This window comes from Massilia antarctica, from assembly GCF_015689335.1.
In the GTDB taxonomy this organism is placed as follows: domain Bacteria; phylum Pseudomonadota; class Gammaproteobacteria; order Burkholderiales; family Burkholderiaceae_D; genus Telluria_A; species Telluria_A antarctica.
Genome location: NZ_CP065053.1, coordinates 5,525,467 through 5,547,355 on the forward strand (window position 1 = coordinate 5,525,467; position 21,889 = coordinate 5,547,355).

Annotated in this window: 19 protein-coding genes; 5 read left to right on the forward strand and 14 right to left on the reverse strand. The window is 65.0% G+C overall.

What is annotated here, in order from left to right:
- Nucleotides 1-22 precede the first annotated feature (22 nt).
- From IV454_RS24340 to IV454_RS24365, 6 genes are all read right to left on the reverse strand, one after another.
- Nucleotides 23-925 carry an SDR family oxidoreductase gene (locus tag IV454_RS24340; RefSeq protein ID WP_206088230.1) on the reverse strand — a complete coding sequence of 301 codons (903 nt, stop codon included), beginning with the start codon at nt 923-925 and terminating at the stop codon, nt 23-25.
- A 1-nt stretch (nt 926) separates the two neighbouring features.
- Nucleotides 927-1,928, reverse strand: a complete 1,002-nt coding sequence (locus IV454_RS24345) for an NADP-dependent oxidoreductase (RefSeq protein WP_206088231.1) — start codon at nt 1,926-1,928, stop codon at nt 927-929.
- Entirely contained in the window at nt 1,925-2,707 is a 783-nt protein-coding gene (locus tag IV454_RS24350; RefSeq protein ID WP_206088232.1) for an SDR family oxidoreductase, read from the reverse strand. The genes IV454_RS24345 and IV454_RS24350 overlap by 4 nt, the downstream gene beginning before the upstream one ends.
- A gap of 29 nt (nt 2,708-2,736) precedes the next feature.
- Entirely contained in the window at nt 2,737-3,039 is a 303-nt protein-coding gene (locus IV454_RS24355) for a Dabb family protein (protein ID WP_206088233.1), read from the reverse strand.
- 14 nt (nt 3,040-3,053) lie between these two features.
- Complete coding sequence (locus tag IV454_RS24360; protein ID WP_206088234.1) at nt 3,054-4,910, reverse strand: acyl-CoA dehydrogenase; 1,857 nt, start codon at nt 4,908-4,910, stop codon at nt 3,054-3,056.
- A 61-nt stretch (nt 4,911-4,971) separates the two neighbouring features.
- The gene (locus tag IV454_RS24365) at nt 4,972-6,150 is read right to left on the reverse strand and encodes an acetyl-CoA C-acyltransferase (protein WP_054262524.1); all 1,179 of its coding nucleotides are present in this window, start codon (nt 6,148-6,150) and stop codon (nt 4,972-4,974) included.
- Nucleotides 6,151-6,285: 135 nt separating this feature from the next.
- Here IV454_RS24365 and IV454_RS24370 point away from each other — a divergent pair, with 135 nt between their 5' ends.
- The 3 genes from IV454_RS24370 to IV454_RS24380 all read left to right on the forward strand — a co-directional run bounded on the left by IV454_RS24370 (nt 6,286) and on the right by IV454_RS24380 (nt 9,871).
- Nucleotides 6,286-6,954 (forward strand): DNA alkylation repair protein, encoded by a 669-nt coding sequence (locus tag IV454_RS24370; RefSeq protein ID WP_206088235.1) that lies wholly within the window; start codon nt 6,286-6,288, stop codon nt 6,952-6,954.
- Nucleotides 6,955-7,241: 287 nt separating this feature from the next.
- The gene (locus IV454_RS24375; RefSeq protein ID WP_206088236.1) at nt 7,242-9,413 is read left to right on the forward strand and encodes a serine/threonine-protein kinase; all 2,172 of its coding nucleotides are present in this window, start codon (nt 7,242-7,244) and stop codon (nt 9,411-9,413) included.
- Between the two features lie 56 nt (nt 9,414-9,469).
- The gene (locus IV454_RS24380) at nt 9,470-9,871 is read left to right on the forward strand and encodes a hypothetical protein (protein ID WP_206088237.1); all 402 of its coding nucleotides are present in this window, start codon (nt 9,470-9,472) and stop codon (nt 9,869-9,871) included.
- 168 nt (nt 9,872-10,039) lie between these two features.
- On the opposite strand, the gene IV454_RS24385 is transcribed toward IV454_RS24380, so the two are convergent.
- From IV454_RS24385 to IV454_RS24415, 7 genes are all read right to left on the reverse strand, one after another.
- The gene (locus IV454_RS24385; RefSeq protein WP_206088238.1) at nt 10,040-11,362 is read right to left on the reverse strand and encodes a lanthionine synthetase LanC family protein; all 1,323 of its coding nucleotides are present in this window, start codon (nt 11,360-11,362) and stop codon (nt 10,040-10,042) included.
- Nucleotides 11,359-12,396: a T3SS effector HopA1 family protein gene (locus IV454_RS24390; RefSeq protein ID WP_206088239.1), complete on the reverse strand. Its 1,038-nt coding sequence runs from the start codon at nt 12,394-12,396 to the stop codon at nt 11,359-11,361. The genes IV454_RS24385 and IV454_RS24390 overlap by 4 nt, the downstream gene beginning before the upstream one ends.
- Complete coding sequence (locus IV454_RS24395; protein WP_206088240.1) at nt 12,393-13,577, reverse strand: phosphotransferase family protein; 1,185 nt, start codon at nt 13,575-13,577, stop codon at nt 12,393-12,395. Before IV454_RS24395 ends, IV454_RS24390 begins: the two co-directional genes overlap by 4 nt.
- A 16-nt stretch (nt 13,578-13,593) precedes the next feature.
- Nucleotides 13,594-14,745, reverse strand: a complete 1,152-nt coding sequence (locus IV454_RS24400) for a hypothetical protein (protein ID WP_206088241.1) — start codon at nt 14,743-14,745, stop codon at nt 13,594-13,596.
- Nucleotides 14,746-15,240: 495 nt separating this feature from the next.
- Nucleotides 15,241-16,296, reverse strand: a complete 1,056-nt coding sequence (locus tag IV454_RS24405) for a radical SAM protein (RefSeq protein WP_206088242.1) — start codon at nt 16,294-16,296, stop codon at nt 15,241-15,243.
- Entirely contained in the window at nt 16,293-17,006 is a 714-nt protein-coding gene (locus tag IV454_RS24410) for an iron-containing redox enzyme family protein (protein ID WP_206088243.1), read from the reverse strand. The genes IV454_RS24405 and IV454_RS24410 overlap by 4 nt, the downstream gene beginning before the upstream one ends.
- 140 nt (nt 17,007-17,146) lie before the next feature.
- Entirely contained in the window at nt 17,147-17,518 is a 372-nt protein-coding gene (locus tag IV454_RS24415) for a hypothetical protein (protein WP_206088244.1), read from the reverse strand.
- 236 nt (nt 17,519-17,754) lie between these two features.
- Here IV454_RS24415 and IV454_RS24420 point away from each other — a divergent pair, with 236 nt between their 5' ends.
- Together IV454_RS24420 and IV454_RS24425 are read left to right on the forward strand one after the other, a co-directional pair.
- A complete protein-coding gene (locus tag IV454_RS24420; protein WP_206088245.1) occupies nt 17,755-19,299 on the forward strand; it encodes a sigma 54-interacting transcriptional regulator in 1,545 nt (514 codons plus the stop codon).
- 242 nt (nt 19,300-19,541) lie between these two features.
- Complete coding sequence (locus IV454_RS24425) at nt 19,542-21,245, forward strand: MFS transporter (RefSeq protein ID WP_206088246.1); 1,704 nt, start codon at nt 19,542-19,544, stop codon at nt 21,243-21,245.
- Nucleotides 21,246-21,358: 113 nt separating this feature from the next.
- Here the strand turns inward: IV454_RS24425 and IV454_RS24430 are convergent, their stop codons facing one another.
- A complete protein-coding gene (locus IV454_RS24430) occupies nt 21,359-21,856 on the reverse strand; it encodes a hypothetical protein (RefSeq protein ID WP_054262531.1) in 498 nt (165 codons plus the stop codon).
- Between the last annotated feature and the right edge of the window lie 33 nt (nt 21,857-21,889).

The following is a 21,889-nucleotide window of genomic DNA, read 5'->3' on the forward strand; positions in this document are numbered from 1 at the left end:
CAGGCCCTGCCCACGCCAACCTTTACCCCTTCATCTTCGCCCGCAACATATCGCGGATGTGCGGCGCCGCCTTGTACGGATCGCCCGGATTAATTCCCTTGACGATCTCGTCCATCCGCTCGGCCACATTGCCCAGCGCCCCCGGATGCGAATAGATATAGAACTGTCCATCCCGGATGGCATCGAAGGTCATCTGCGCCACGTCGCCCGCCGACACCTTGCCCGACTCGACCGCCTTGACCGTCATCGCCTGCGCCGCCTTCTGGCTGGCGGTCGGCCCGCCCGTCATCTTCACGTCCTCCGGCCGGTTGCGGTGCGACTGGCTGATGCCGGTCGGTACAAAGTACGGACACAGCACCGAGGCCCCGATTGGCGCCTCCACCAGCTGCAAGTCGTGATACAAGGTTTCTGACAGAGACACCACCGCATGCTTGGACACGTTGTACACGCCCATGGTCGGCGCGTTCAGCAGCCCCGCCATCGAGGCCGTGTTGACGATATGCCCTTCGTACTGCGGATCGTCCTTGGCGCACTCCAGCATCAGCCTGGTGAAGATGCGCACGCCATGGATCACGCCCCACAGGTTCACGCCGAGCACCCATTCCCAATCGGCTTCCGAATTTTCCCAGATCAAGCCGCCCGAGCCCACGCCAGCGTTGTTGAACACCAGATGCACGGCGCCGAAACGCGCCATGGTGGCGTCCGCCAGCGCCTGGACCTGCTCGCCCTTGCGCACGTCGCAGATCATGGCCAGCACCTGGGCGCCCTCGCCTTCGAGTTCGGCCTTCGTTGCATCGAGCGCATCCTGCTGCACGTCGGCTAACACCAGCTTCATGCCGAGGCTGGCGGCGCGCTTCGCGAATTCGCGGCCGAGACCGCTCGCGCCGCCGGTGATCACGGCGACTTTGTCTTGGAAGTTTTTCATGTCAGATGAGCTTTACCAGTTGTTTGCCGAAGTTGCGGCCCTTGAGCAGGCCGATGAATGCGTCAGGCGCCGATGCCAGATCGGGCGCCACCGTTTCGCGGTACTTGAGCTTGCCGCTGGCCACCAGCGCACCGAGTTCGCCCAGCCCTTGCGGCCACAGGTCGAGGTGCTCGCTGACGATGAAGCCGCGAATCGTCAGGCGGCTGGTCAGCATGTGGCGCATATTGCGGATCGACACGTCTTCGCCGTTGTAGCCGGCGATCATGCCGCACAGGGCGACCCGCCCGAAGGCGTTCATGCGCGGCAAGGCGGCGTCGAAGCCGGCCCCGCCCACGTTCTCGAAAATGGCATCGATGCCGTCCGGCGTCGCCGCCGCCAGATCGTCCACCAGATTGCCGGCCTTGTAATCGATGCAGGCGTCGAAACCGAGTTCATTGACGACATAGGCACACTTGTCCGGCCCGCCCGCGATGCCGACCGCGCGGCAGCCCTGCATCTTGGCCAACTGGCCGACCACGCTGCCGACCGCGCCGCTGGCGGCCGATACCAGAATCGTGTCGCCCGCCTTCGGCTTCATGATGTGATTGAGGCCATACCAGGCAGTCATGCCCGGCATGCCCGCCACACCAAGGAAGGCGGACAGGGGAATCTGCGTCGTATCCACCTTGCGCAAGGTGGCGCCGTCGGCCACGCCCATCTCGGCCCAGCCGAGCATGCCGACCACCATGTCGCCCACGGCAAATTTGGGATGCTTCGAGGCCAGCACTTCGCCGGCCGTGCCGCCGATCATGGTGTCGCCGACCACCTGGTTCGCCGCGTAGCTTTTCGCTTCGCTCATGCGCCCGCGCATGTACGGGTCGAGCGAGAGGTAGTGATTGCGGATCAGGACCTGGCCATCGCCGAGCTCAGGCAGTTGTGCGCTCTCAAGGCGGAAATTATCGGGCCGGACTTCGCCGCGCGGACGCGACGCCAGGACGATGCGCTGGTAGGTAGCGGCCGTCATACCGCCGTGACTCCGCCGTCCACCGCCAGGATCTGGCCGGTGATGTGCTTGCCCGCATCCGACGCGAACAGCAGGGTTGCCCCTTTCAAATCCTCGTCGTCACCGATGCGGCCCAGCGGCGCGTCCTTGGCCAGCGCCTCGACACCGAGGGTTTCCAGCACGCCCTTGGTCATCTTGGACGGGAAAAATCCCGGCGCGATGGCGTTTACGGTAATGCCGTAGGCGCCCCACTCGCCGGCCAGGGTACGGGTAAAATTGACCACAGCGCCCTTCGAGGTGTTGTAGGCGATGGTTTTCATGGTGCCCGGCGGATTGCCCGCCAGGCCGGCGATGGAGGCGATGTTCACGATGCGGCCGTATTTGCGCGGAATCATCGACGCCTTGCCGACCGCTTGGGTCACCAGGAAGATGCTGCGGATATTCAGGTTCATTACCTTGTCCCACGCCTCGACCGGATACTCTTCAGCCGGCGCGCCCCAGCTGGCGCCGGCGTTGTTGATCAGGATATCGATGTGGCCGAGGCGCTTCATGGCTTCGTCCACCATCGGCTGGATGTGCGCGTCCAGGGCCAGGTCGGCGGCGATGGCACTGGCATCGATGCCGCGCGCTTTCAGGTGGGCACAAGCCTCGTCCAGGTCGGCCTGCTTGCGCGAGGAGATGACGATCCTGGCGCCCTGCTCGCCCAGCGCTTCGGCCATTTGCAGGCCAAGCCCGCGCGAGCCGCCGGTGATCAGTGCCGTCTTGCCGGCCAGGGAAAATAATTCTTGCGTAGTGCGCATGGCAAATCCTTGTCAGTCAGCTGTCGTTATCAGATGGTGTAATCCATGCATTGGCGCGCTTCACGAATGGCGCCGAAGTATGGTTTGAGTGCGTGGTGGGTCGGATGCTCGCCGTAAGCCTTTAACGCTTCCTCGTCGGCGAACTCCGCATACAGCACCACGTCGTACGTTGCTTCCAGGCCCGGCTGGGCCAGCGCTACTTCAAAGGCGAACATGCCCGGCACGATATTGGCGCAGGCATCGAGCTGTTCTTTCATCTTGCGCGCGTTGGTGGCGCGGTCGGCACCCTCGGCGAAGTCTTTCAGCTTCCACATGACGATGTGTTTGATCATTGTTCAGTCGGTCCTCAGAACCACGCATCCTGCATGTCGAGCGTGGTGGTGTCGATGCTGGCCAGCAGGTCGAGCTGTTGCTGGACCTTGGGAAGCTCCCAGTGGAAGAAATAGCGGCAGGCTTGCAGCTTGCCGTTGTAAAAATTGCTGTCGTCAAGCGACGGCGCGCCAGCCAGCGCATGCGCGGCCACCAGCGCCTGCTCCAGCCAGATCCAGGCAATCACCGTGTGGCCCACCGCTTCCAGGTAGAGGCTGGCGTTGGCCAGGGTCTTGTTCATGTCGCCCACCGCGTACAAGGTTTTGGTGACCTTGGCGATGCGCTGCCATTCTTCTTCGAGCAGGTCGGCGTTCGCATGCAGGTCGACCGACACGTCGGCCGCACGCACCCTGGCAATCGTCGCGGCAATCTCGCCGCCGATGGCCTTGAACAGCGCGCCTTCCTGGATCGATGCCTTGCGGCCCAGCAGGTCGAGCCCGTGGATGCCGTGCGTGCCTTCGTGGATGGCGTTCAAGCGGTTGTCGCGGTAGAACTGCTCGACGTTGTACTCGCGCGTGTAGCCGTAGCCGCCATGCACCTGGATCGCCAGGCTGTTCGCTTCCACACACCACTGCGAAGGCCAGGACTTGGTGATCGGCGTGAGGAAGTCGAGCAGGCGCCCCGCATGGGCGCGCGCCTCGGGGTCGGGCGCGGTGCGCTGCTCGTCGACCAGGCGCGCCGAATACAGCACCAGTGCCAGCGCGCCTTCGGCGTAGGCTTTTTGCGCCAGCAGCATGCGCCGCACATCGGTGTGCTCGATGATGGCCACCTGCGGCTTGACCGGATCTTTCTCGGCCGGATGGCGCCCTTGCGGACGGCTGCGCGCGTAGTCGAGCGCATGCAGGTAAGCGGTCACGCCCAGCACGGCCGCGCCCAGGCCGACGCCGATGCGCGCCTCGTTCATCATGTGGAACATGTTCGCCAGGCCCTGGTGCGGCTGGCCCACCAGGTAGCCCACGGCGCCGGCCTTGCCGAGCGGCTTGAAGCGCCCTTCGCCGAAATTGAGCAGGCAGTTGGTGGTGCCGCGGTTGCCCATCTTATGGTTCAGGCCGGCCAGCACGACGTCGTTGCGCTCACGAGGCTCGCCATCGTCGCCCAGCAGGAACTTGGGAACGATGAATAGCGAGATGCCTTTGACGCCAGGAATCAGGCGGCCGTCCGGACCGGGAATCTTGGCCAGCACGAGATGCACGATATTGCCTGCAAGGTCGTGTTCGCCGGCGGAAATCCACATCTTGTTGCCGGCCAGGCGGTACTGGCGCTCGCCGTCGGGGCCGTCGACCGGGTCCGGCTCGGCGCGCGTGGTGATGTCGGACAGGCTGGAACCGGCTTGCGGTTCGGACAGGCACATGGTGCCGAAGAATTTGCCGGCGTACAGAGGCCGCACGAAGCGTTCGATCTGCTGCGGCGTGGCGGTTTTGAGCAGGGTGTTGGCGTTGCCGATGGTCAGGAAAATGTAGGCCGAGGTGGCTACATTGGCCGCCGTAAAGTAGGCGGTGACGGCTTTTTCCAGCACGCACGGCAATTGCATGCCGTCGAACTCGTAGTCTTGCCCGGCCGCCATCAGGCCGGCGGCGGAAAAGGCGTCGAGCGCGGTTTTTACTTCAGGAATGATCGTCACGCTGTGGCCGTCGAAATGCGGCTCGTGCTGATCGTTCTTTTTGTTATGGGGTGCGAACAGCTCGGTGGCGATCTGTTCGGCGGTATCGAGTGCCGCGTTGAAGGTTTCGCGGCTGTGGTCGGCAAAGCGCGGACGCGCGGTCAGCGCCTCCACGTCCAGCCATTCGTACAGCAGGAAGTCGAGGTCGCGGCGCGACAGTATTTTGGATTGCATCTTGGGCCCCGGGTAAGCGAAGGAAGCGGGGCTGCGCCGGAGCGGCGCGCCCCGGCGTGGATCAGACGACTTCGAACAGGCCGGCCGCGCCCTGGCCGCCACCGATGCACATCGTGGCTACCACGTACTTGACGCCGCGGCGCTTGCCTTCGATCAGCGCGTGTCCGACCAGACGGGCGCCGGAAACGCCGTACGGATGGCCGACGGCGATGGCGCCGCCGTTGACGTTCAGGCGGTCCATCGGGATGCCGAGGCGGTCGGCGCAATACAGTACTTGCACCGCGAACGCTTCGTTCAATTCCCACAGGCCGATGTCGGCGATCGACAGGCCAGCCTTGTGCAGCAGTTTGGGAATCGCGAACACGGGGCCGATGCCCATTTCATCCGGCTCGCAGCCGGCCACGGCAAAGCCGCGGAAGATGCCGAGCGGCTGCAGGCCGCGCGCTTGCGCCACGTTGCTGCTCATCAAAATCGCAATCGAGGCGCCGTCCGAAAACTGGCTCGCGTTACCGGCCGAAATCACCCCGCCCGGGACCGCGCTGCGGATTTTGGACACGGCTTCGAGCGTGGTGTCGGCGCGGATGCCTTCATCGGCGCTGATGGTCACTTCGCGCGTGAGCAGCATGCCCGAAGCCTTGTCGGCCACGCCCATGGTGGTGGTCATCGGCACGATTTCGGCGTTGAACAAGCCGGCGGCCTGGGCATTGGCGGCGCGCTGCTGGCTCTGCACGCCATATTCATCCTGGCGGTCGCGCCCGATGTTGTAGCGCTTGGCGACGGTTTCGGCCGTTTGCAGCATGGGCCAGTAAATTTCCGGCTTGTGTTCCTTGAGCCATGGATCGGCCAGCATGTGCTGATTCATTTCCTGCTGCACGCAGGAAATCGACTCGACCCCGCCGGCGGCGTAGATGTCGCCTTCGCCGGCAATGATGCGCTGGGCCGCCAGCGCGATGGTCTGCAGGCCCGACGAGCAGAAACGGTTGACCGTCATGCCGCCCGTGGACACAGGGCAGCCGCCGCGCAAGGCGATCTGGCGGGCGATGTTGGCGCCGGTGGCGCCTTCCGGATTGGCACAGCCGATGATGACATCCTCGACCTCGCCCGGCTCGATGCCGGCGCGGGCGATGGCGGCCTGCAGCACATGGCCGCCGAGAGTGGCGCCGTGCGTCATGTTGAACGCACCTTTCCACGATTTGGCCAGGCCGGTACGGGCGGTCGATACGATGACGGCATCTATCATTTGTGTCTCCTGAGTTGGATTAGTATGCGCAGAGCGCTGTGTTGATCGCTACGAGAATAGCACATTTTAGTACGGTCGTTCGCAAAATTATTTGTGCCGGCCGCCCCCTGTCATCAGCCCGTGAAAAACCTGACCATGAGCATTGCCGAACAAGTGAAAGAGTTACTCGCGCCGCTGGCCGATCCGGCCCAGGCGGCGCGCATGAGCGCCTACATGCGCGACCAGTTCGCGTTTTACGGCATCCCCACGCCGGCCAGGCGCGCCACCTTGAAATCGCTCGTGCGCGGCCTCAAGGCCGCGCACGCCGACGTGCTGCTGGGCGCTGCCGGCGACCTGTGGCAGGCGCCGCAGCGCGAATGCCAGTACGCCGCCATCGACTTGCTGGCGGCCCACGTCAAGCAATTCGACGACCGGCACATCGATGCGCTGCTCGCTCTGGCGCGCCAGGGATCGTGGTGGGATACCGTGGACGCGCTGGCGGTCGTGACCGGCACGGGCGTGCGCGCGGACCGGCCGCTGCGCCAGCGACGCATGGACCAGGCCGTGCGCCACGCGGATCTGTGGACGCGCCGCGTCGCCATGCTGCATCAGCTGGGCTGGCGCGCCGACACCGATCCCGGCCGGCTGTTCGGTTACGCGCAAAGACTGGCGCACGAAGCCGATTTTTTCATCCGCAAAGCCATCGGCTGGGGCTTGCGCGACTATGCGCGCCACGACCCGGAGGCTGTGCGCGGCTTCCTGCTGGCGCAAGGCGATACGCTGTCGCCGCTGAGCCGGCGCGAGGCCGCCAAACATCTGGTTTAGCAAAAGTGATCTCAGGCTGATCGCGGCTAACCGAACCGTTCTTCCGCCGTCGATTTCCTGGGTGCCGCCCGCCATTGCGTTCGGTGCCGGCCAACCCCGGCATGCTCCCCCGACCTGCCCCGGCACGGCGCTTCCCTCAGCCATGAGGGCGCCCCCCGCAGCGCCTCGTGTTGCCTTTTCGCCGCATCTGTCCCGCCCTGGCCGGCACATTGCTCTCTTTGCATCGTTTCTGTACTTACACACTCGTAAATGTGGCAATATTAACCAAAAATGCAGGTGGACTCGCCATGACCGCACTGATCCGGACTGAGGAAGCACGCGACACAATCGAGCTCGCCCCGGAACCGCGCCTGCCCGCGCATTACGAGCTGCGCAATCGTCTTGGCGAGGGCGGGTTCGGTGTCGTCCACGAAGCATGGGACAGCACGCTCAGACGCAGTGTCGCCATCAAATTCACCAAGTTCGGCGCACACGGACAATCCAATAGCAGCTTGGTGCGCGAAGCCCGGCTGGCCGCCTCCCTGCACCATGCCGCCTTCGTGAAAGTGCACGCGGTCGAGGACAACGGCGCCGCCCCGGCGATCGTCATGGAACTGGTGCACGGCCGCACTCTCAAGGAGGTCGTGGCTGACGGGCCGGTGGCCGTTGCCGTCGCCTGCGACTGGGTCGGGCAACTTGCTGATGCGATGTGCGAAGCGCATAACAGCGGCCTGGTTCATGGCGACCTCAAGCCGTCGAATCTGATGGTCGAGCCGGGCGGCCGGCTACGGATCCTCGATTTTGGCCTCTCCCGGCGCCAGGACATGCTCGACACGGGTTCGTTTCAGGACGGCGGGCCGCAAGGCACCATCGCCTACATGGCACCGGAACGCCTGCTCGGCGCCAGCCCGGACCCGCAGAGCGACATCTATGCGCTCGGCGTCATCTTCTACGAATTGCTGTGCGGCACCCGCCCCTTCGACAATCTGAACGGCATGGCACTGGCGGCAGCGCAGATGCAGTCGAACCCGGATAGCTGGCACTTCCCGGCCGGGTTGGGCGCGCCGCTGAGGAAGCTGATCTGCGACATGACCGCGCGCCAGCCGGCGCAGCGTCTGCGGCACATGGACGAGGTGCGCGAGCGCATCGGAGGGCTGTCCAGTGCGGCGCCGGCGCCGCCGGACCCGCCGGTGCCCAGGGCACCCAGGCGCAAGCACCTGGCGTACGCCGGCGTCGCCGTGCTGGGGGTCGCCCTGCTGGCCGGCGCAGCCTGGCGCTACGCGGCCCCGCTCTTCATCACGGTCGAGACCGCGCTACAACCCTACTCCGAAACGAGACAATTGCAACTCGGCCTGGCGGCACTCAAATTGCACGACCGCCCAGGCAGCCTGCAGAGCGCGAGCGCGCATTTCAACAGCGTTCTCGCGCACAGTCCCGACAACGCCGCCGCCGCCGCAGGACTGTCGCTGGACTACAGCCTGCGCTACATGGCCGATTCCCAGGACGAAACCTGGCTGCAAAAGGCGACCGCCAGCGCGCAACAAGCCTTGAAGCTGGACGACCAGCTGGCGTTGAGCCATGCCGCCATGAGCTGGGTGTTACTCAACGAAGGGCGGTACGACCAGGGGCTCAAGGAAATCGACGCCGCGCTGCGCGTCGATCGCGGCGATTTTTTTGCTTGGTACGGCAAAGTGCAGATCCTGCGCCACGCCCGGCGCTACGACGCCGCATTGAGCGCACTGGAACAGGCCCGCAGACGATTCCCTGCCGAGCGCGTATTCGAGGACGAACTCGGCAGTGTCTATTTCGCCCAGGGCGATTATGTCAATGCCGAGCAGGCGTTCCGCCGCAGCCTCACGCTCGAGTCCGATGCTGTGTCGGCCTACGCGGGGCTCAATGCCGCGCTCTTGCGGCAGCAACGCATCGACGAAGCATTCGGCGTGCTGCAACGAGGTTTGCAAGTCCGGCCCAGCGCCAAACTGTACGGCAACCTGGGCACTGCCATGTTTCTTGTCGGCGACTATGTGGGCGCCGCCGCCGCCTTCGAAAACGCGGTGTCGCCCACGCGCGGCGCCCCCGGCGACTACCTCAACTGGGCCAACCTCGGCGACGCCTTGCTGTGGATTCCGGGCCGCGAGGCCCAGGCGCGCAGCGCGTACTCCCGGGCGCGCGACTTGCTCGCGCCGCGCCTGCGGCGTTCCCCGGACAACGCCACCCTGGTCTACCGCATGGGGATGTATTGTGCCCGCACCGGGGACAAGGTGCAGGCGATGACCTTGATGGACCGTGCGCTCGCGCTGGCCCCGGAGAGCGCCGACGTCCGTTTTTACGCCGGCCTGGCCTATGAGCTCATCGGTCAGCGCGCACTGGCGCTCCGCGCCATCTTGCAAGCCCGACGCCTCGGATACCCCGCCAGGTTCATCGATGCCGAACCCGACCTGATCGCGCTGCGGCGCGAGCCGGCCTATCACGCCGATTGAAGCGATCGGTCCACGCGGGCGCAAGCCCTCACTATGCAGTTCTGGAAAGGAAGTGTATGACGCAATATACGTTTAACGTCAATTTCACGAACCACGTCAAAACGGCGAAGCTGCACACCACCTGTCCGCTCACCCTTGACGGCGCCTACCAGGTCTATGACGGCGATACGATTCTGCTCATCTTCAACAATCCCGACACGGTGATACAGAACGGCATGATGATCTTGAAGAAGGAGCCCGTGCCTAAAGGGGAAGCCCCATCTCCCTTTTCCGGCTTGATTGGGCCTAACATTCCCGTGACGAACAAAACCGTCCTGGCGGTTGACGTGCTAAAAGGCTGCTGGGGTTTCTCGATCGCCTTTGATGCCCCGTATGGCGTGGGACACATAGGGCATCACGTCCTGCCAGATCCGGAACTGCAGGTCGGATCGATCGGCTCGGATGGCAACGGAGGCTAGCACCCCGCCGGCGCGCATGGCCCTGGCGCCAAGTCCCGGCTCTGCAGTCGAGCCACCACGCGCTCCATTCCCGCCCCCTTGATGTCCCCCGGGGGTCGGCCGGCACCGGCGCCTTGGGGGCCAGTACCGGCGAGCGCAGCGCTTCCGGCGCTTGTCGGTCAGTGCCGCTCATGATGGCGCTCCCGTCGGCGCGGGTGGACAAGGGGCAGTCGGCGCCACGGTGTTCGGTGGTAGCAGCACGCCGGGAATGGCCGGGTCGTACAGGCGCAGGAAATGATGGCCGATGCCGGACGTACCGGTCAGCAGCGACGCCGTCTCGCCGCAATGCGGAATGCCGCACCCCCAAGGCAGGCCGCGCGCGTGCCAGCCGCGCAGCAAGGTGTCGCCTACCGCGACGCCGGCCGTGGCAAGGTCGGGGAGGCTGAACTGCCGGGCCGCCATCACCAGCAATTCGTTGTACCCGGTAATTCCATGACACAGACTGATGTCGGCCACGGTCGGCTCGATCGGCGCATTCAGAGCCGCCACGGTGCTGGCCAGCGCGGCGTCGATCTCGGCCAGCAGCGCCGGTTCCGACGGCATCAGTTCGAGCATACGCAGGCGCGCCATGCCCATCCCGGTCGCGCCGTGGCACCAGGCCACCACATGCGACGGGTCGCCACATGGCGCGCCGGGCATCAAGCGGAAATCGGGCCAATTGCGGTGCTCCGGGCTATAGCAGGCGCGTTCGTAGCGCAGGGCGCCGTTGGCGGCGTCGCGATAGCGCGCGGCAGGCCGGATCTGATCGACCTCGAGCAGCGCCAGGGCGATGCCCGTGGTGCCGTGCGACAGACCGACCAGATTGGCCGATTGCGCTTGCTGCCCCGGCCAGGACAGGCTGTCGCCCTGGCGCTGCGCGCTGGCGACCAGTTGGTCGGCGACCGCAGCGGCGGCATCGCCCAGGAGATCGTCGCCTTGCGCCGCCGCCACGCTGGCCAGTACCGCCGCGAAGCCGGCCTGGCCGCCAAGCAGGTCGAGCGAGGAATCGAGCACCGCGCTATCGACCAGCTTGTGCAGCGCGCGCAGCCCGGCCGCTTTCCAGCGCATGTCCCCGCCGTGGGAGGCTGCATCGATGAGGGTCCAGGCGGCACCCGACGAGCCGGTGTAGAAACCGTAAGCGCGCGGGTCGTCGCGTTCGATCGCCGCTTCCACCTGGGCCAGCGCACCGGCGGCGGCGGCGGCCTGGCGCGCATCGCCGGTAAGCCGCGCCAGCCGGCACAAAAACAGGGCGATCCCGGCCACCCCCAGATACAAGCCGCTTGGCGCGGCCCGGTAGCACGATGGAAAGCCGCTGCCCACGCTTTCCTTGGTCCATACCATCCACGAGCAACGCTCGCCGTGCCAGATGGCATCGCGCACCAGGCGGCATCCGATGGCGTCGGCCGCCTCCAGAAAGCGCACCGGGTCGGCGCCGTCGACCATGCCCGGAGCCAGGCCGGCCAGGGCGTTCATGCCGCCTCCGCAAAAGCAGGTGCGTACACATCAGTCAGGCCGCTCGACAGGTGCGGGTGATCCAGGCTCAGGCCGGCCAGGCGGAAGCGTGCCTGGGCCGCTTCCATCAAGCCCGTGGCGGCGCCCGCGCCGGCGAGGACGAGCGCATCGGCGAGCAAGCGGCAGCGCGTCTGGCCGAAACTCTCGCCGTTGCCCGGATCGTCCGCACCGGACAAGCCAGGCAGGATGTCGCAGGCGAACAGCGGCGATCCTTCGCGTAGCCTGGATTGCCACACGTCGGGCAGGTCCAGCATCAAGCGCAGCGCGGCCGGCAAGAAACGGCGCGGCACGTACACCACCAGCGCGTCGGTGCGGTCGTACTGGCGCGGATCGGTCGGCGTTTTCAGGCGAAACGGCAGTTGGTAACGGTTCAGGGTGGCCGTCAGCGTGCGCACCGCCCATGGCGCCTGGTCGGCATCGAGATGAAAGTACAGCCGCGCCAGGCGCGCCAGGTCATGGTCGCTCATCACGGTCTGCCCGAGCGCGTAATAGTAGCCGGGTTGCATCAGCAGCGATTCGTGCGCAAGCAGGATTTGCGCGCAACCGCCGGGAGCGGCGCCGCTGCCGATGGCGCCGCTCGCATATTGGCCAGCCTGCACCAGGATGGCCGTGTCGCCTTTTTGGACGTGCACCGCACCGGAAGGTTCGGTTTTGTAGATGCGCCAGCCGGCATCCCAGCGCTCCACGCCCGCATTGGCGGCCGCCAGGGTCGCGGTGAAGGCCGCGTCGGGTTGTGGCGGCGCCAGAAAATTCGCCTGCGTCACCGGTCCGCCTTCGTACACCCGGGCGTAGGCGATCATGTAGAACACGGTGGCGAGCGCGCCGCGCAACGCGCGCTGTTGCGTGCTCAAGACGCACGCCGGATCGTCGCCGAGCGGCATGGCACCCAGGTTGGCGCTGTTGAACAGTTCACCGCCGCCGATACGGAACGACGCATCGGAAAGCAGGTCCACATTGTCGAGCAAGAGCTTGAGGCGAGGCAGCGTGTGGTTCATGTCATGTTCTCCTGGACAGGAAGTTGCGCGGCGGCGAGGCGCCACGGCCGATCGGATGGGGTATTGCGCGCGTGGGAGGGGGCCAGCGGCTGCAAGCCGAGCATGTCGTGCAGCGCCCGCTCCGGCTGGGAGAAAAAACAGGCGGCCAAAGACATCGCCGTGGCAGCCGCCGGCGTTATCCGGTCAAGGCGCTGGCTTAGTTCAAATGCCATCAGCACCAGGCGCGCGCCGGTGAGCAAGGCCAGTCGCCGCTGCGCCAGGACGGCGCCGTCCCCGAGCGGCCACGCTTCGCCGCTGTACGCGTGCCAGGCGCACACGGCGGCGCACTGCACGAAAGCAATCGGCACCGCGCCCGGAGGTTGCGGCGCGGGCCGGCTGTCGCCGCCCAGCGCGCCGCCAAGCAGCCAAATCTGGAGCAAGGCGGCCATCATGCCGGCGACATCCCACAAGGGGTCGCCGACATTGCACAGCTCCCAATCGACGATATGGATTTGCCGTCCGCCATCGCTGCCAGGCGCGACCACGATGTTGTCCCACTTGAAGTCGCCGTGCATGAGGGCGGTGCGGCGCCAGTCGCGCCCGAGCGATGCCAGCGACGCCGACAACACCGGGCTGGAGCGGATTGCCGTCACCAACTCGCGCGACGCACCGTCCATGGTCGGCATGATCCGTTCGGCCTTCTCGCCGATTTCGACAACCCAGGGCGCTTCGCCCCCCAGGCAGGAGGCTACCCGCGCCAGGGAGCCGGCGCGCGCCGATTCCCTGTGGATGCGGCCCAGGGTCGCCGCGACGGCGCCGACCAGATCGCATGCGATGCCGGCCGGATGCAGCAGCACTTCGGCGATGCAGCGCGCCCCGGGAATGACTTCGTGCACCAGGACGTGGTGATGCGGGTCGTAGCGGAGCAGGCGCGGAATGACCGCCGCCAGGGTCGGCAGGCCAGCTTCCTCGATGGCCAGCTGTCCGGCGGCGGCCTCGCGCAACAGCGCAAGGCGGGTTTCTGGCACTACCACCGGGACCTGCTTCACAAACAGCGAGGGCCGCGAGCTGAGCATGACTCTGAAATTGCGATTGCGGCGGCCAATCTCGATGATGGACACATCGTGGTCGACGATGTCCGCCCCGGACGCGAGCCCGACATCCGTGAGATAGGCAAGCAGGTTGGTGGCAGTTAAGAACATGATCGTCTGCCCCGCCTTATTGACCGCACAACGGTGTGCACAGCGAGAAGACCGTGATCTGGCAACTGATCGGCCCCAGCGTCGCCAGCGGCTCCATAGCGGTGCCACCCTGCGGGGTGGCCGCCGCGCCTGCGCCTTGCTGGCCGCACATCGGCGTGACGGTGAAGTACGGATGCTGGGCTTGAACCGCCTGCGTCTGACCAGCGGGCGGACAAATCGACAGGAGCGTGCAACCGATCGGCGAGATCGTGTTCACGGTGTACGCTGCCTGGGCCGCGCCCTGCCCCTGCGCCTGCGCAGCGGGCTGACAAACCAGCGGGAGCGTGCAACCGATCGGCGAGATCGTGTTGATGGTGTATGCGGTCTGGGCCGCTCCCTGCCCCTGTGCTTGCGCGGCGGGTGGACAAACCAGCGGGATCGTGCAACCGATCGGCGAGATCGTGTTGATGGTGTATGCGGTCTGGGCCGCTCCCTGTCCCTGTGCTTGCGCAGCGGGCGGACAAATCGACAGGACCGTGCAGCCGATCGGCGAGATCGTATTGACGGTGTATGCGGCCTGGGCCGCTCCCTGCCCCTGTGCTTGCGCAGCGGGCGGACAAACCAATGGGATCGTGCAGCCGATCGGCGAGATCGTGTTCACGGTGTATGCGGCCTGGGCCGTTCCCTGCCCCTGTGCTGGCGCAGCTGGCTGACAAATCAACGGGAGCGTGCAACCGATCGGCGAGATCGTGGCGATGGTGTACGCAGCCTGGGCCGCTCCCTGCCCCTGCACCTGCGCAGCGGGCGGACAAATCGACAGGAGCGTGCAGCCGATCGGCGAGATCGTGTTGATGGTGTATGCGGTCTGGGCCGCTCCCTGCCCCTGTGCTTGCGCAGCGGGCGGACAAATTGACAGGACCGTGCAACCGATTGGCGAGATCGTATTGACAGTGTATGCGGCCTGGGCCGCTCCCTGCCCCTGCAATTGCTCAGCTCCGTGGCCTTGCCCCGCCGGGTATTGTGCGGCTGCCTGGCCGCACAATGGCGTCCAGGTAAATCCCTGGGGGGCGCCGCCCGCCGCCTGTGGTGCGGGCAGCGCCCCTTGCGCTTGCGCACTGCAATACACATTGTAGGCGTGGAAACAAAGTGTCGACAGGGTGTGCGGGATAACCATGTGTTGCGTGTTCATGATCGAGTTCCTTTATGAAAAATGCCTGCGTTTCGATGAGGTGGCGACCTGCGCGCGGTGCAAGCAGACACGGATAGCCGTGGTTCCTGTCGCCGATTGCGGATCATTCGTTCCGCCCTCTTCTTTCAGCAAGCCCCATGCCAGTCCAATGGCGTCCCTGACAGGCGCGCGCCAGGATCAACAGCGCGCTTCTCCAGCGGTGAGGTATGTCAATTGACATGCTTGTGGCTGCATCAATTGGCATGCAAATGGCGGCGCGCCGTGATCGCCCCACCTGGCTGCAACGGCAACCATGCCGTGCCGGCGCCCGTCTGGAGCGACGCAGCCGGCGCGACACTGCCGCGCACTGGCCAATACGGGAAAGCAGCGGTCGGTAAGCAGGGGCGGCGATGAACGCAAGCGCACCCGCGCGCTTTCGCGAGGGCGCAAGCGCGGGCTGGCAATGGGGGGAGGTGGAACTGCGAGTGAGGCAGGAGGCGTGAGGCGGGGGCCGTGCTAACAGCGGGCGGCGGGGTCGTCAGCGTCGATCAGGCAGCCGGCGGCATCGAACAGGAGCTTCATCGATCCCGCCTCAAGTGCATGCTCGAGCGTCGCGACGTTGGCGGCGCTGGTCATCAGTTCCGTACAAAGCGCGCAGATATCGTTCTTGGGATACATGGCGGGCAGCCGGGCACGCTGCGACGGCGTCAGTCCACCCGCCAGAACGGCTGGTCCCAGCCTGCGCATCGCCTGCAACAGCTTGCGTTCCCGGCCATTCCGGAGCAAGCGTGCCAGCGGCGCGCTTGCCACGTCCCCCAAATCGAGGGGACTGCCCTGACATGTGCGGGCCGTCGTCGTATTGCAGCAGGCGTGCAGTCGGCCATTCTCAAGCAGAGTCGGCCTGTTCAGCAAGTCGCAACGGCCCGGAGGCAACTCCGGGCTCATGAACTGGACAACTTCCGCCAGCGGCTGCGCGCGCGCCGTCGGCCCCAGTACCTGATAGAGATGCCTCACCTGCGGCCGGATGCCGGCGGCGCGCAAGTCCTCGTCGAATTGCTCGCTCCAGGCGCTGGGTCGGCCCCCGGGCGTGGTGGACACCACGCTCACCAGCAGGTCGCAGGCCAGCGCTGCCTGTGCCGCCACGATGAGCTTACCTGGCGACAGGTACTCGGCATGGTAGACGTCCGTACTCAAGATCAGTTCGGTGATCCCGGGCATCGATTCGAGCAAACTTGTCGCGCGTTCCAGGGAGCTTCCCCAAAACCCGTTGCTGTTGATCGCCATGAGAACGCCCTTTTCCCGGGCCAGCGCCGCCAGCTTGCGCAAGTCTTCGCGCCGCAGGAACGGTTCGCCGCCGCTGACGTGGATGCCTTGGATGCCAGCCTCGTCGATCCCCTGGCGCAAGCGCGACATGGTGTCGCGGTCCAGGTTCAGGAACGATGCCTCGGACGGACTGCTGCCGGTGCTGCAATGGCGGCATCGCAGGTTGCAGCGGTTGGTGAGGTAAATCGATAGCAAGCCATGTTCAAGCTCATACAGACTGGTCGCGAACCCCTGCGTGGCGGCACTCATGGCCGCAGCCCCCATCCTTGTTTCAGCGCATGCCATGCGTCACCGGCGAGCTGCGCCGTTTGCATTGCGCTTTGGCCGATCAGGGCCAGCTCGCTGTCCGGGAGCGGCAGGCTGTCGATGAAACAGTCGAGTTCGCGCCAATGCCGGGGATCGGCGCCGGCATGCAGCACAAGGCAGCAAAATGCCGCCGGCGGCAAGCCGGTCGCCGTTTTCCAGAAGTCGAGCGCTTGCGCCGTCGGAGGCGTTCCCTCCAGAAAAGCGATGTAGCCCAACAGGGCAAACGGCGAATGATGAAGTATCCAGTAGTACTGAGCCCCGACCATCCGCGTCACGGCCGGCCCGGGCGGCAGCGACAGCACTTGCTCGCGGCTCAAGCCGGTGGTGATCAAATCGTCCATGAGCAGCTCGGCGTGGCCCGCTTCTTCCTCGATATGCCGGGCCAGATAGGCGCGCAAGCGCAGCTCCACCGGCCTGTCGATGGAACAGCGCTCGATGGCGCAAGCCATCAATGGGATGCTGGCCCGGATCGTTTGATGCAGATAGCAGAGGTAATCCCGGTAGTGCGCGATGCCGACCTGGTCGTCCCGGTCGAGGGGTGTGTCTGCCTTGCATAAATGTATCTTCCGGCGCAGTTGCGAGCTGGCCGATGGTACTTCTTGACCCTCAATCCGGTCCTTCGTGTGACGCCCGGCTGTGCAAATGGCAGGCATGATGGCTTCCCCCAACGTGATCGTGCGTTCGTGCCGGACATCGGAACACAATGTCCGGTTGCGCTCTGGCAGCACCCGAGCCGGCGAATCGGCGGGCGACGGGCGGTGGACTTGCCCGTCGCTTGTCCGAAGCGCCAGCTTCAGAAAATGCAGCCGCCAACGCCTTTCGACAGGCCGCGCGCTGCCGCTTCCCGCTGAATTGCGGCAAGCACCTGCAGTTCATTGTCCGACAGACCGGCAACGAAGGATTGTTCAGCCGGCGGCACGCTCAAGCCAAATTTGGCCAGGCGCTCACCACTACCCGCGTCGCCACCGGCGACATCGGCAGCGCTGCCGCTGCAGACCGCATCGGCAGCGGCAATGAGCGCGGCGATCGCGGTTTTCAGGGTGGGGTTGCTGATCCCCGCTTGCACGCCCGTTAGCAAACCTTTGGCGATCGGCCAAATCGAACAGAAACTCATTCCCTCAACGGCGTCCGAGGTCGCGACGGCGATAGCATTATTGGTAGCCATGATGATCCTTTCAAAGTGGTGGGGTGGATATAGCGAACCGTCTCGCTACCACCCTGTCACAGCAAAAGCCATGCCATCGAGCGCCAAGGGCCAGCCCCCCGCTTCGAGGCCGCAGCCCATGGCGTTGGCATGTCAACGCCGTTTCTGTTAGCCACGTATTGGCATGCAAACCAGCCACGGCAGCGTGTAGAGTACCGGTTGATGCAGGGTTTTCTTTCCTACGCGAAGGGTGTTCCATGGCGACCATTAATGATTCCGAATACACAGTGTCGTTCCCTTGCCTTGCCGGCCAAGGGGCGCCCGCGCCGTTGCTGTCGTTGACGATCGTCTGGCATTCCGGCCCCGGCCGCGTGGGGGAGCAGTATTTCGCCCCGTACGATGGGGGCGAGATCGCGGTCAGCCGCTTCGTGCCTTTGTTCACCGGTCCGGGAGGCGAGCAACTTCCATTGGGCGAGCGCTGCGTCGCGCGCAGCGCCTTGCTGTTGCAGGCGAGCGCCGATGGCCTGCGAATCCGGGTGCCCGCCAGCAGCATGCGGGTGCAGGTGGACGGCGTCGCGGTGGCATCGGAGAGCGTGATCGGCCTGGCGGCGCTGCGCAGCGGCGCGCTCCTGGCACTTGGCGGAGGAGTACTGTTGTGCATCAACTTGCGCACCGTCTTGCCTGCGACGAACCGGATCCCCTCCCTGGCCGGGGTGAGCGAGTCGATCGAGCTGGCAAGGCGCGCCTTGTACCGGGCTGCCGGTACCGATATGCCGGTCTTGCTGAGAGGCGAGACCGGTACCGGAAAGGAATTGGCGGCGCGCGCCATTCACGACATGGGGCGGCGCGCCGCCGAGCCATTCGTCGCCGTCAACATGGCCGGATTGAGCGACTCCCTGGCGGCGGCGGAGTTGTTTGGCGCGGTCAAGGGCGCATATACGGGCGCCGACAGCAGCCGGCACGGATACTTCGGCGAGGCGGCCAATGGGACCCTGTTTCTCGATGAAATCGGGGATGCGCCGGCGGAGGTGCAACCGATGCTGCTCAGGGTACTGGAAAACGGCGAGTACCGCGCTCTCGGCAGTTCTCGTCAACAAGTATCGCGCGCGCGCCTGATCGCCGCCACCGACCGCGATTTGGGCAACGGAAAGTTCAACCAGCCCCTGCTCTGGCGCCTGGAGGCGCTGGTGATCCGCATGCCCGCGCTGCGCGAGCGGCGCGAAGACCTGGGGCTGCTGATCGTGCATTTCATCAAGCGCTGGGAGGCCGTCAACGGCGCGGCGGGCGCGCTTCCGATGGAGCTCGTCAGGGAGATGTGCGCCTACGACTGGCCGGGCAACGTACGCCAGTTGTCGCATGTCGTGCAACGCGCCTTGCTTGTGTCGACCGACGCGGCGCCGGTATTCGATGAATTGCTCGGGCTGCCGCTGCCCGTGCCCGTCGCGCCGGAAGCGGAAGCGCTGCCGCACGCGTTACCCCGACGCGGCAGGACCGTGCTGGAGAGTATCGACGAAGCCGCGGTCCTTCAGGCCATGGAAATTGCCGGGTGGAGCGTGCGCGCGGCCGCGCGCGTGCTCGGCGTGTCGCGGCCGTCGATGTACAAGCTGCTCGATACCCATCCCGAGATTCGCCGTGCCAGCGCGATCCCGCCCGATCAGCTGCGCTTGACCCTGGAAGGCAACGGCAATGATATCCTGCGTTGCGCCAGTGTGCTCAAGACCCCGGGCGAAGCGCTGCGCAGATACGCGATCTTGCAGGGTTTCCTGGTCAAGGGACCGGAAACCGGCAATCCCGGCTCCTGACGGCGCCCGCTACTCGCAGTGGCTGTGCTCAAGGGCATGGCTGGCATCCCTTCGGCCCATAAAATTTCCTGCATTGAACATACGCTTGTATTTACACAAAACACCTGCATTTTCGACATCCAGAAAGTCAGTTTCGCGTAAGTTTCAAGCAAGCATCGCGTAAGTTTCGCAGTCCACACTCAATCCAGCTGGATCTACACGGCTATTCCGATGACGCAATAATATTAAACACGGAGACACATATGGCAATCACACCCGGCATCACTGGCGACGGGCGCAAGGGGATCACCGCAGACTCGGGGATCACCAAGGAAGAACGCAAGGTCATCTTTGCCTCCTCACTCGGCACGGTATTCGAATGGTATGACTTTTACCTGTACGGCTCGCTTGCTCCGATCATCGCCAAGCAGTTTTTCGTCGGCGACCCCACCACCACCTTCATTTTTGCCCTGCTCGCGTTTGCCGCCGGCTTTATCGTGCGTCCGTTCGGCGCGCTGGTGTTCGGCCGCCTGGGCGACATGATCGGCCGCAAGTACACCTTCCTGGTCACCATCCTGATCATGGGCGCCTCGACCTTCGTGGTCGGCCTGCTACCGAGTTACGCCAGCATCGGCATTGCCGCCCCAATCATCCTGGTGTCCTTGCGCATCCTGCAGGGCCTGGCACTGGGCGGTGAGTACGGCGGCGCGGCGACGTATGTCGCCGAGCACGCACCGCACGGCAAGCGCGGCTTCTTCACGTCATGGATCCAGACCACCGCCACGATGGGCCTGTTCCTGTCGCTGCTGGTGATCCTCGGTACCCGTACCGCCATGGGCGAAGCCGAATTCGCCGCCTGGGGCTGGCGTATCCCGTTCCTGGTGTCCGTGCTGTTGCTGGGCGTGTCGGTCTGGATCCGTCTGTCGATGAACGAATCGCCAGCGTTCGCCAAGATGAAAGCCGAGGGTAAAACCTCCAAGGCGCCGCTGTCGGAAGCCTTCCTCAAGCCGAAGAACGCCAAGATCGTCTTCCTCGCGCTGGTCGGCCTGACCATGGGCCAGGCCGTCGTGTGGTACACCGGCCAGTTCTATGCCCTGTTCTTCCTGACCCAGACGCTCAAGGTCGACGGCGCCATCGCTAACATCCTGATCGCCATTTCGCTGCTGCTGGCCACGCCGTTCTTCATCATCTTCGGTTCGCTGTCGGACAAGATCGGCCGCAAATGGATCATCCTGCTGGGCTGCGCGATTGCCGCCTGTACCTACTTCCCTATCTTTAAGGGCATCACCCACTTCGCCAACCCGGCCCTGGAAGCGGCGCTGCTCAGCTCGCCAGTGGTGGTCGTGGCCGATCCTGAGTCGTGCCACTTCCAGTTCAACCTGACCGGCACCAAGAAATTCCCATCGTCGTGCGATATCGCCGCCGGCATGTTGACCGCCTCATCGGTCAGCTACACGAAGGACGATGCGCCTCCGGGCTCGATTGCCAAGGTGCGGATCGGTGACAAGGAATTCACCTCGTTCAACGCGGCGATGACCCCGGACGGCCTGAACTTCAATGCCGAAAGCAAAGCCAAGGAAACGGCGCTGAAAGCGGAAATCGGCGCAGCGATCAAGGCGGCCGGCTATCCGGCCAAGGCCGATAGCGAGCAGATCAACAAGCCGATGGTCGTGCTGCTGCTGTTCATCCTGGTGCTGTATGTGACGGCCGTGTACGGTCCGATCGCGGCCATGCTGGTCGAAATGTTCCCGACCCGCATACGCTACACCTCGATGTCGCTGCCGTATCACATCGGTAACGGCTGGTTCGGCGGCTTGCTGCCAACTACCGCGTTCGCGCTGGTGGCGTACAAGGGCGATATTTACTATGGCCTGTGGTATCCGATCATCATCGCGCTGGTGACGGTGGTCATTGGCGGCTTGTTCGTCAAGGAAACCAAGGATAACGACATCTACGCCGCCGACTAAGTCGCTGGCTGTCGCAAAAAATGCCGCTCTCCGGAGCGGCATTTTTTTTGCCGGCTTGCGGATGCCGGGTCAGTCAGCCATTGCGGCGCGGCGAGCGTCGATATCGAGCGCTATCACCGGCGGCTGGCCGCGGCCAGGACGCGCGGCATGTGATAGAGATCGCTGGAAGCGATGAACAGGGGGCGCGCCATGTAGGAACCGGTTAGCTGCGTGTCGTCGTTCTGGTTGCGGTAGATCAGCCATCGCCGCGGTGCCTCGGGCTGTTTTTCCGCGCGTTTGGCACCAGGGCGCGGCGGAATGAATGGCCCCGTCAGCTGGGCAATTGCACTGATGCCGCATCCCGACAACGCCGTTGTCAGCACGAGCGTGTCACCGACTATCGCCGGACCCTTGAAAACCTGCTCGATGACGAAGGTATCTTCCTCGGCCGGCACGTCGACGTCTTCCCCGAACTGCGAATGGAGCGTTTTTGTGACTTTTCGCGCCTGCGTCAAGGTTGCCACAACGACCGATTCGACGCTGTCAAAACGCCGCTGGACCCCGGCGAACGATTCCGTTTCAGCGCCGTAGTACAGCGGCGAACAGGCCAGTGCCGGCAGCGCGGATGACATTGCTGCCGCCAGCCAGGTAATTCGATTCACTGC

Excerpts from the sequence above, each read along its gene's own strand:
- IV454_RS24355 (WP_206088233.1), bottom strand. The coding sequence starts at position 3,039 with ATGATCAAACACATCGTCATGTGGAAGCTGAAAGACTTCGCCGAGGGT.
- IV454_RS24410 (WP_206088243.1), bottom strand. The coding sequence starts at position 17,006 with ATGCCTGCCATTTGCACAGCCGGGCGTCACACGAAGGACCGGATTGAG.
- IV454_RS24360 (WP_206088234.1), bottom strand. The coding sequence starts at position 4,910 with ATGCAATCCAAAATACTGTCGCGCCGCGACCTCGACTTCCTGCTGTAC.
- IV454_RS24375 (WP_206088236.1), top strand. The coding sequence starts at position 7,242 with ATGACCGCACTGATCCGGACTGAGGAAGCACGCGACACAATCGAGCTC.
- IV454_RS24420 (WP_206088245.1), top strand. The coding sequence starts at position 17,755 with ATGGCGACCATTAATGATTCCGAATACACAGTGTCGTTCCCTTGCCTT.
- IV454_RS24385 (WP_206088238.1), bottom strand. The coding sequence starts at position 11,362 with ATGAACGCCCTGGCCGGCCTGGCTCCGGGCATGGTCGACGGCGCCGAC.
- IV454_RS24390 (WP_206088239.1), bottom strand. The coding sequence starts at position 12,396 with ATGAACCACACGCTGCCTCGCCTCAAGCTCTTGCTCGACAATGTGGAC.
- IV454_RS24395 (WP_206088240.1), bottom strand. The coding sequence starts at position 13,577 with ATGTTCTTAACTGCCACCAACCTGCTTGCCTATCTCACGGATGTCGGG.
- IV454_RS24380 (WP_206088237.1), top strand. The coding sequence starts at position 9,470 with ATGACGCAATATACGTTTAACGTCAATTTCACGAACCACGTCAAAACG.
- IV454_RS24370 (WP_206088235.1), top strand. The coding sequence starts at position 6,286 with ATGAGCATTGCCGAACAAGTGAAAGAGTTACTCGCGCCGCTGGCCGAT.
- IV454_RS24400 (WP_206088241.1), bottom strand. The coding sequence starts at position 14,745 with ATGAACACGCAACACATGGTTATCCCGCACACCCTGTCGACACTTTGT.
- IV454_RS24350 (WP_206088232.1), bottom strand. The coding sequence starts at position 2,707 with ATGCGCACTACGCAAGAATTATTTTCCCTGGCCGGCAAGACGGCACTG.
- IV454_RS24340 (WP_206088230.1), bottom strand. The coding sequence starts at position 925 with ATGAAAAACTTCCAAGACAAAGTCGCCGTGATCACCGGCGGCGCGAGC.
- IV454_RS24345 (WP_206088231.1), bottom strand. The coding sequence starts at position 1,928 with ATGACGGCCGCTACCTACCAGCGCATCGTCCTGGCGTCGCGTCCGCGC.
- IV454_RS24415 (WP_206088244.1), bottom strand. The coding sequence starts at position 17,518 with ATGGCTACCAATAATGCTATCGCCGTCGCGACCTCGGACGCCGTTGAG.
- IV454_RS24425 (WP_206088246.1), top strand. The coding sequence starts at position 19,542 with ATGGCAATCACACCCGGCATCACTGGCGACGGGCGCAAGGGGATCACC.
- IV454_RS24365 (WP_054262524.1), bottom strand. The coding sequence starts at position 6,150 with ATGATAGATGCCGTCATCGTATCGACCGCCCGTACCGGCCTGGCCAAA.
- IV454_RS24405 (WP_206088242.1), bottom strand. The coding sequence starts at position 16,296 with ATGAGTGCCGCCACGCAGGGGTTCGCGACCAGTCTGTATGAGCTTGAA.
- IV454_RS24430 (WP_054262531.1), bottom strand. The coding sequence starts at position 21,856 with ATGTCATCCGCGCTGCCGGCACTGGCCTGTTCGCCGCTGTACTACGGC.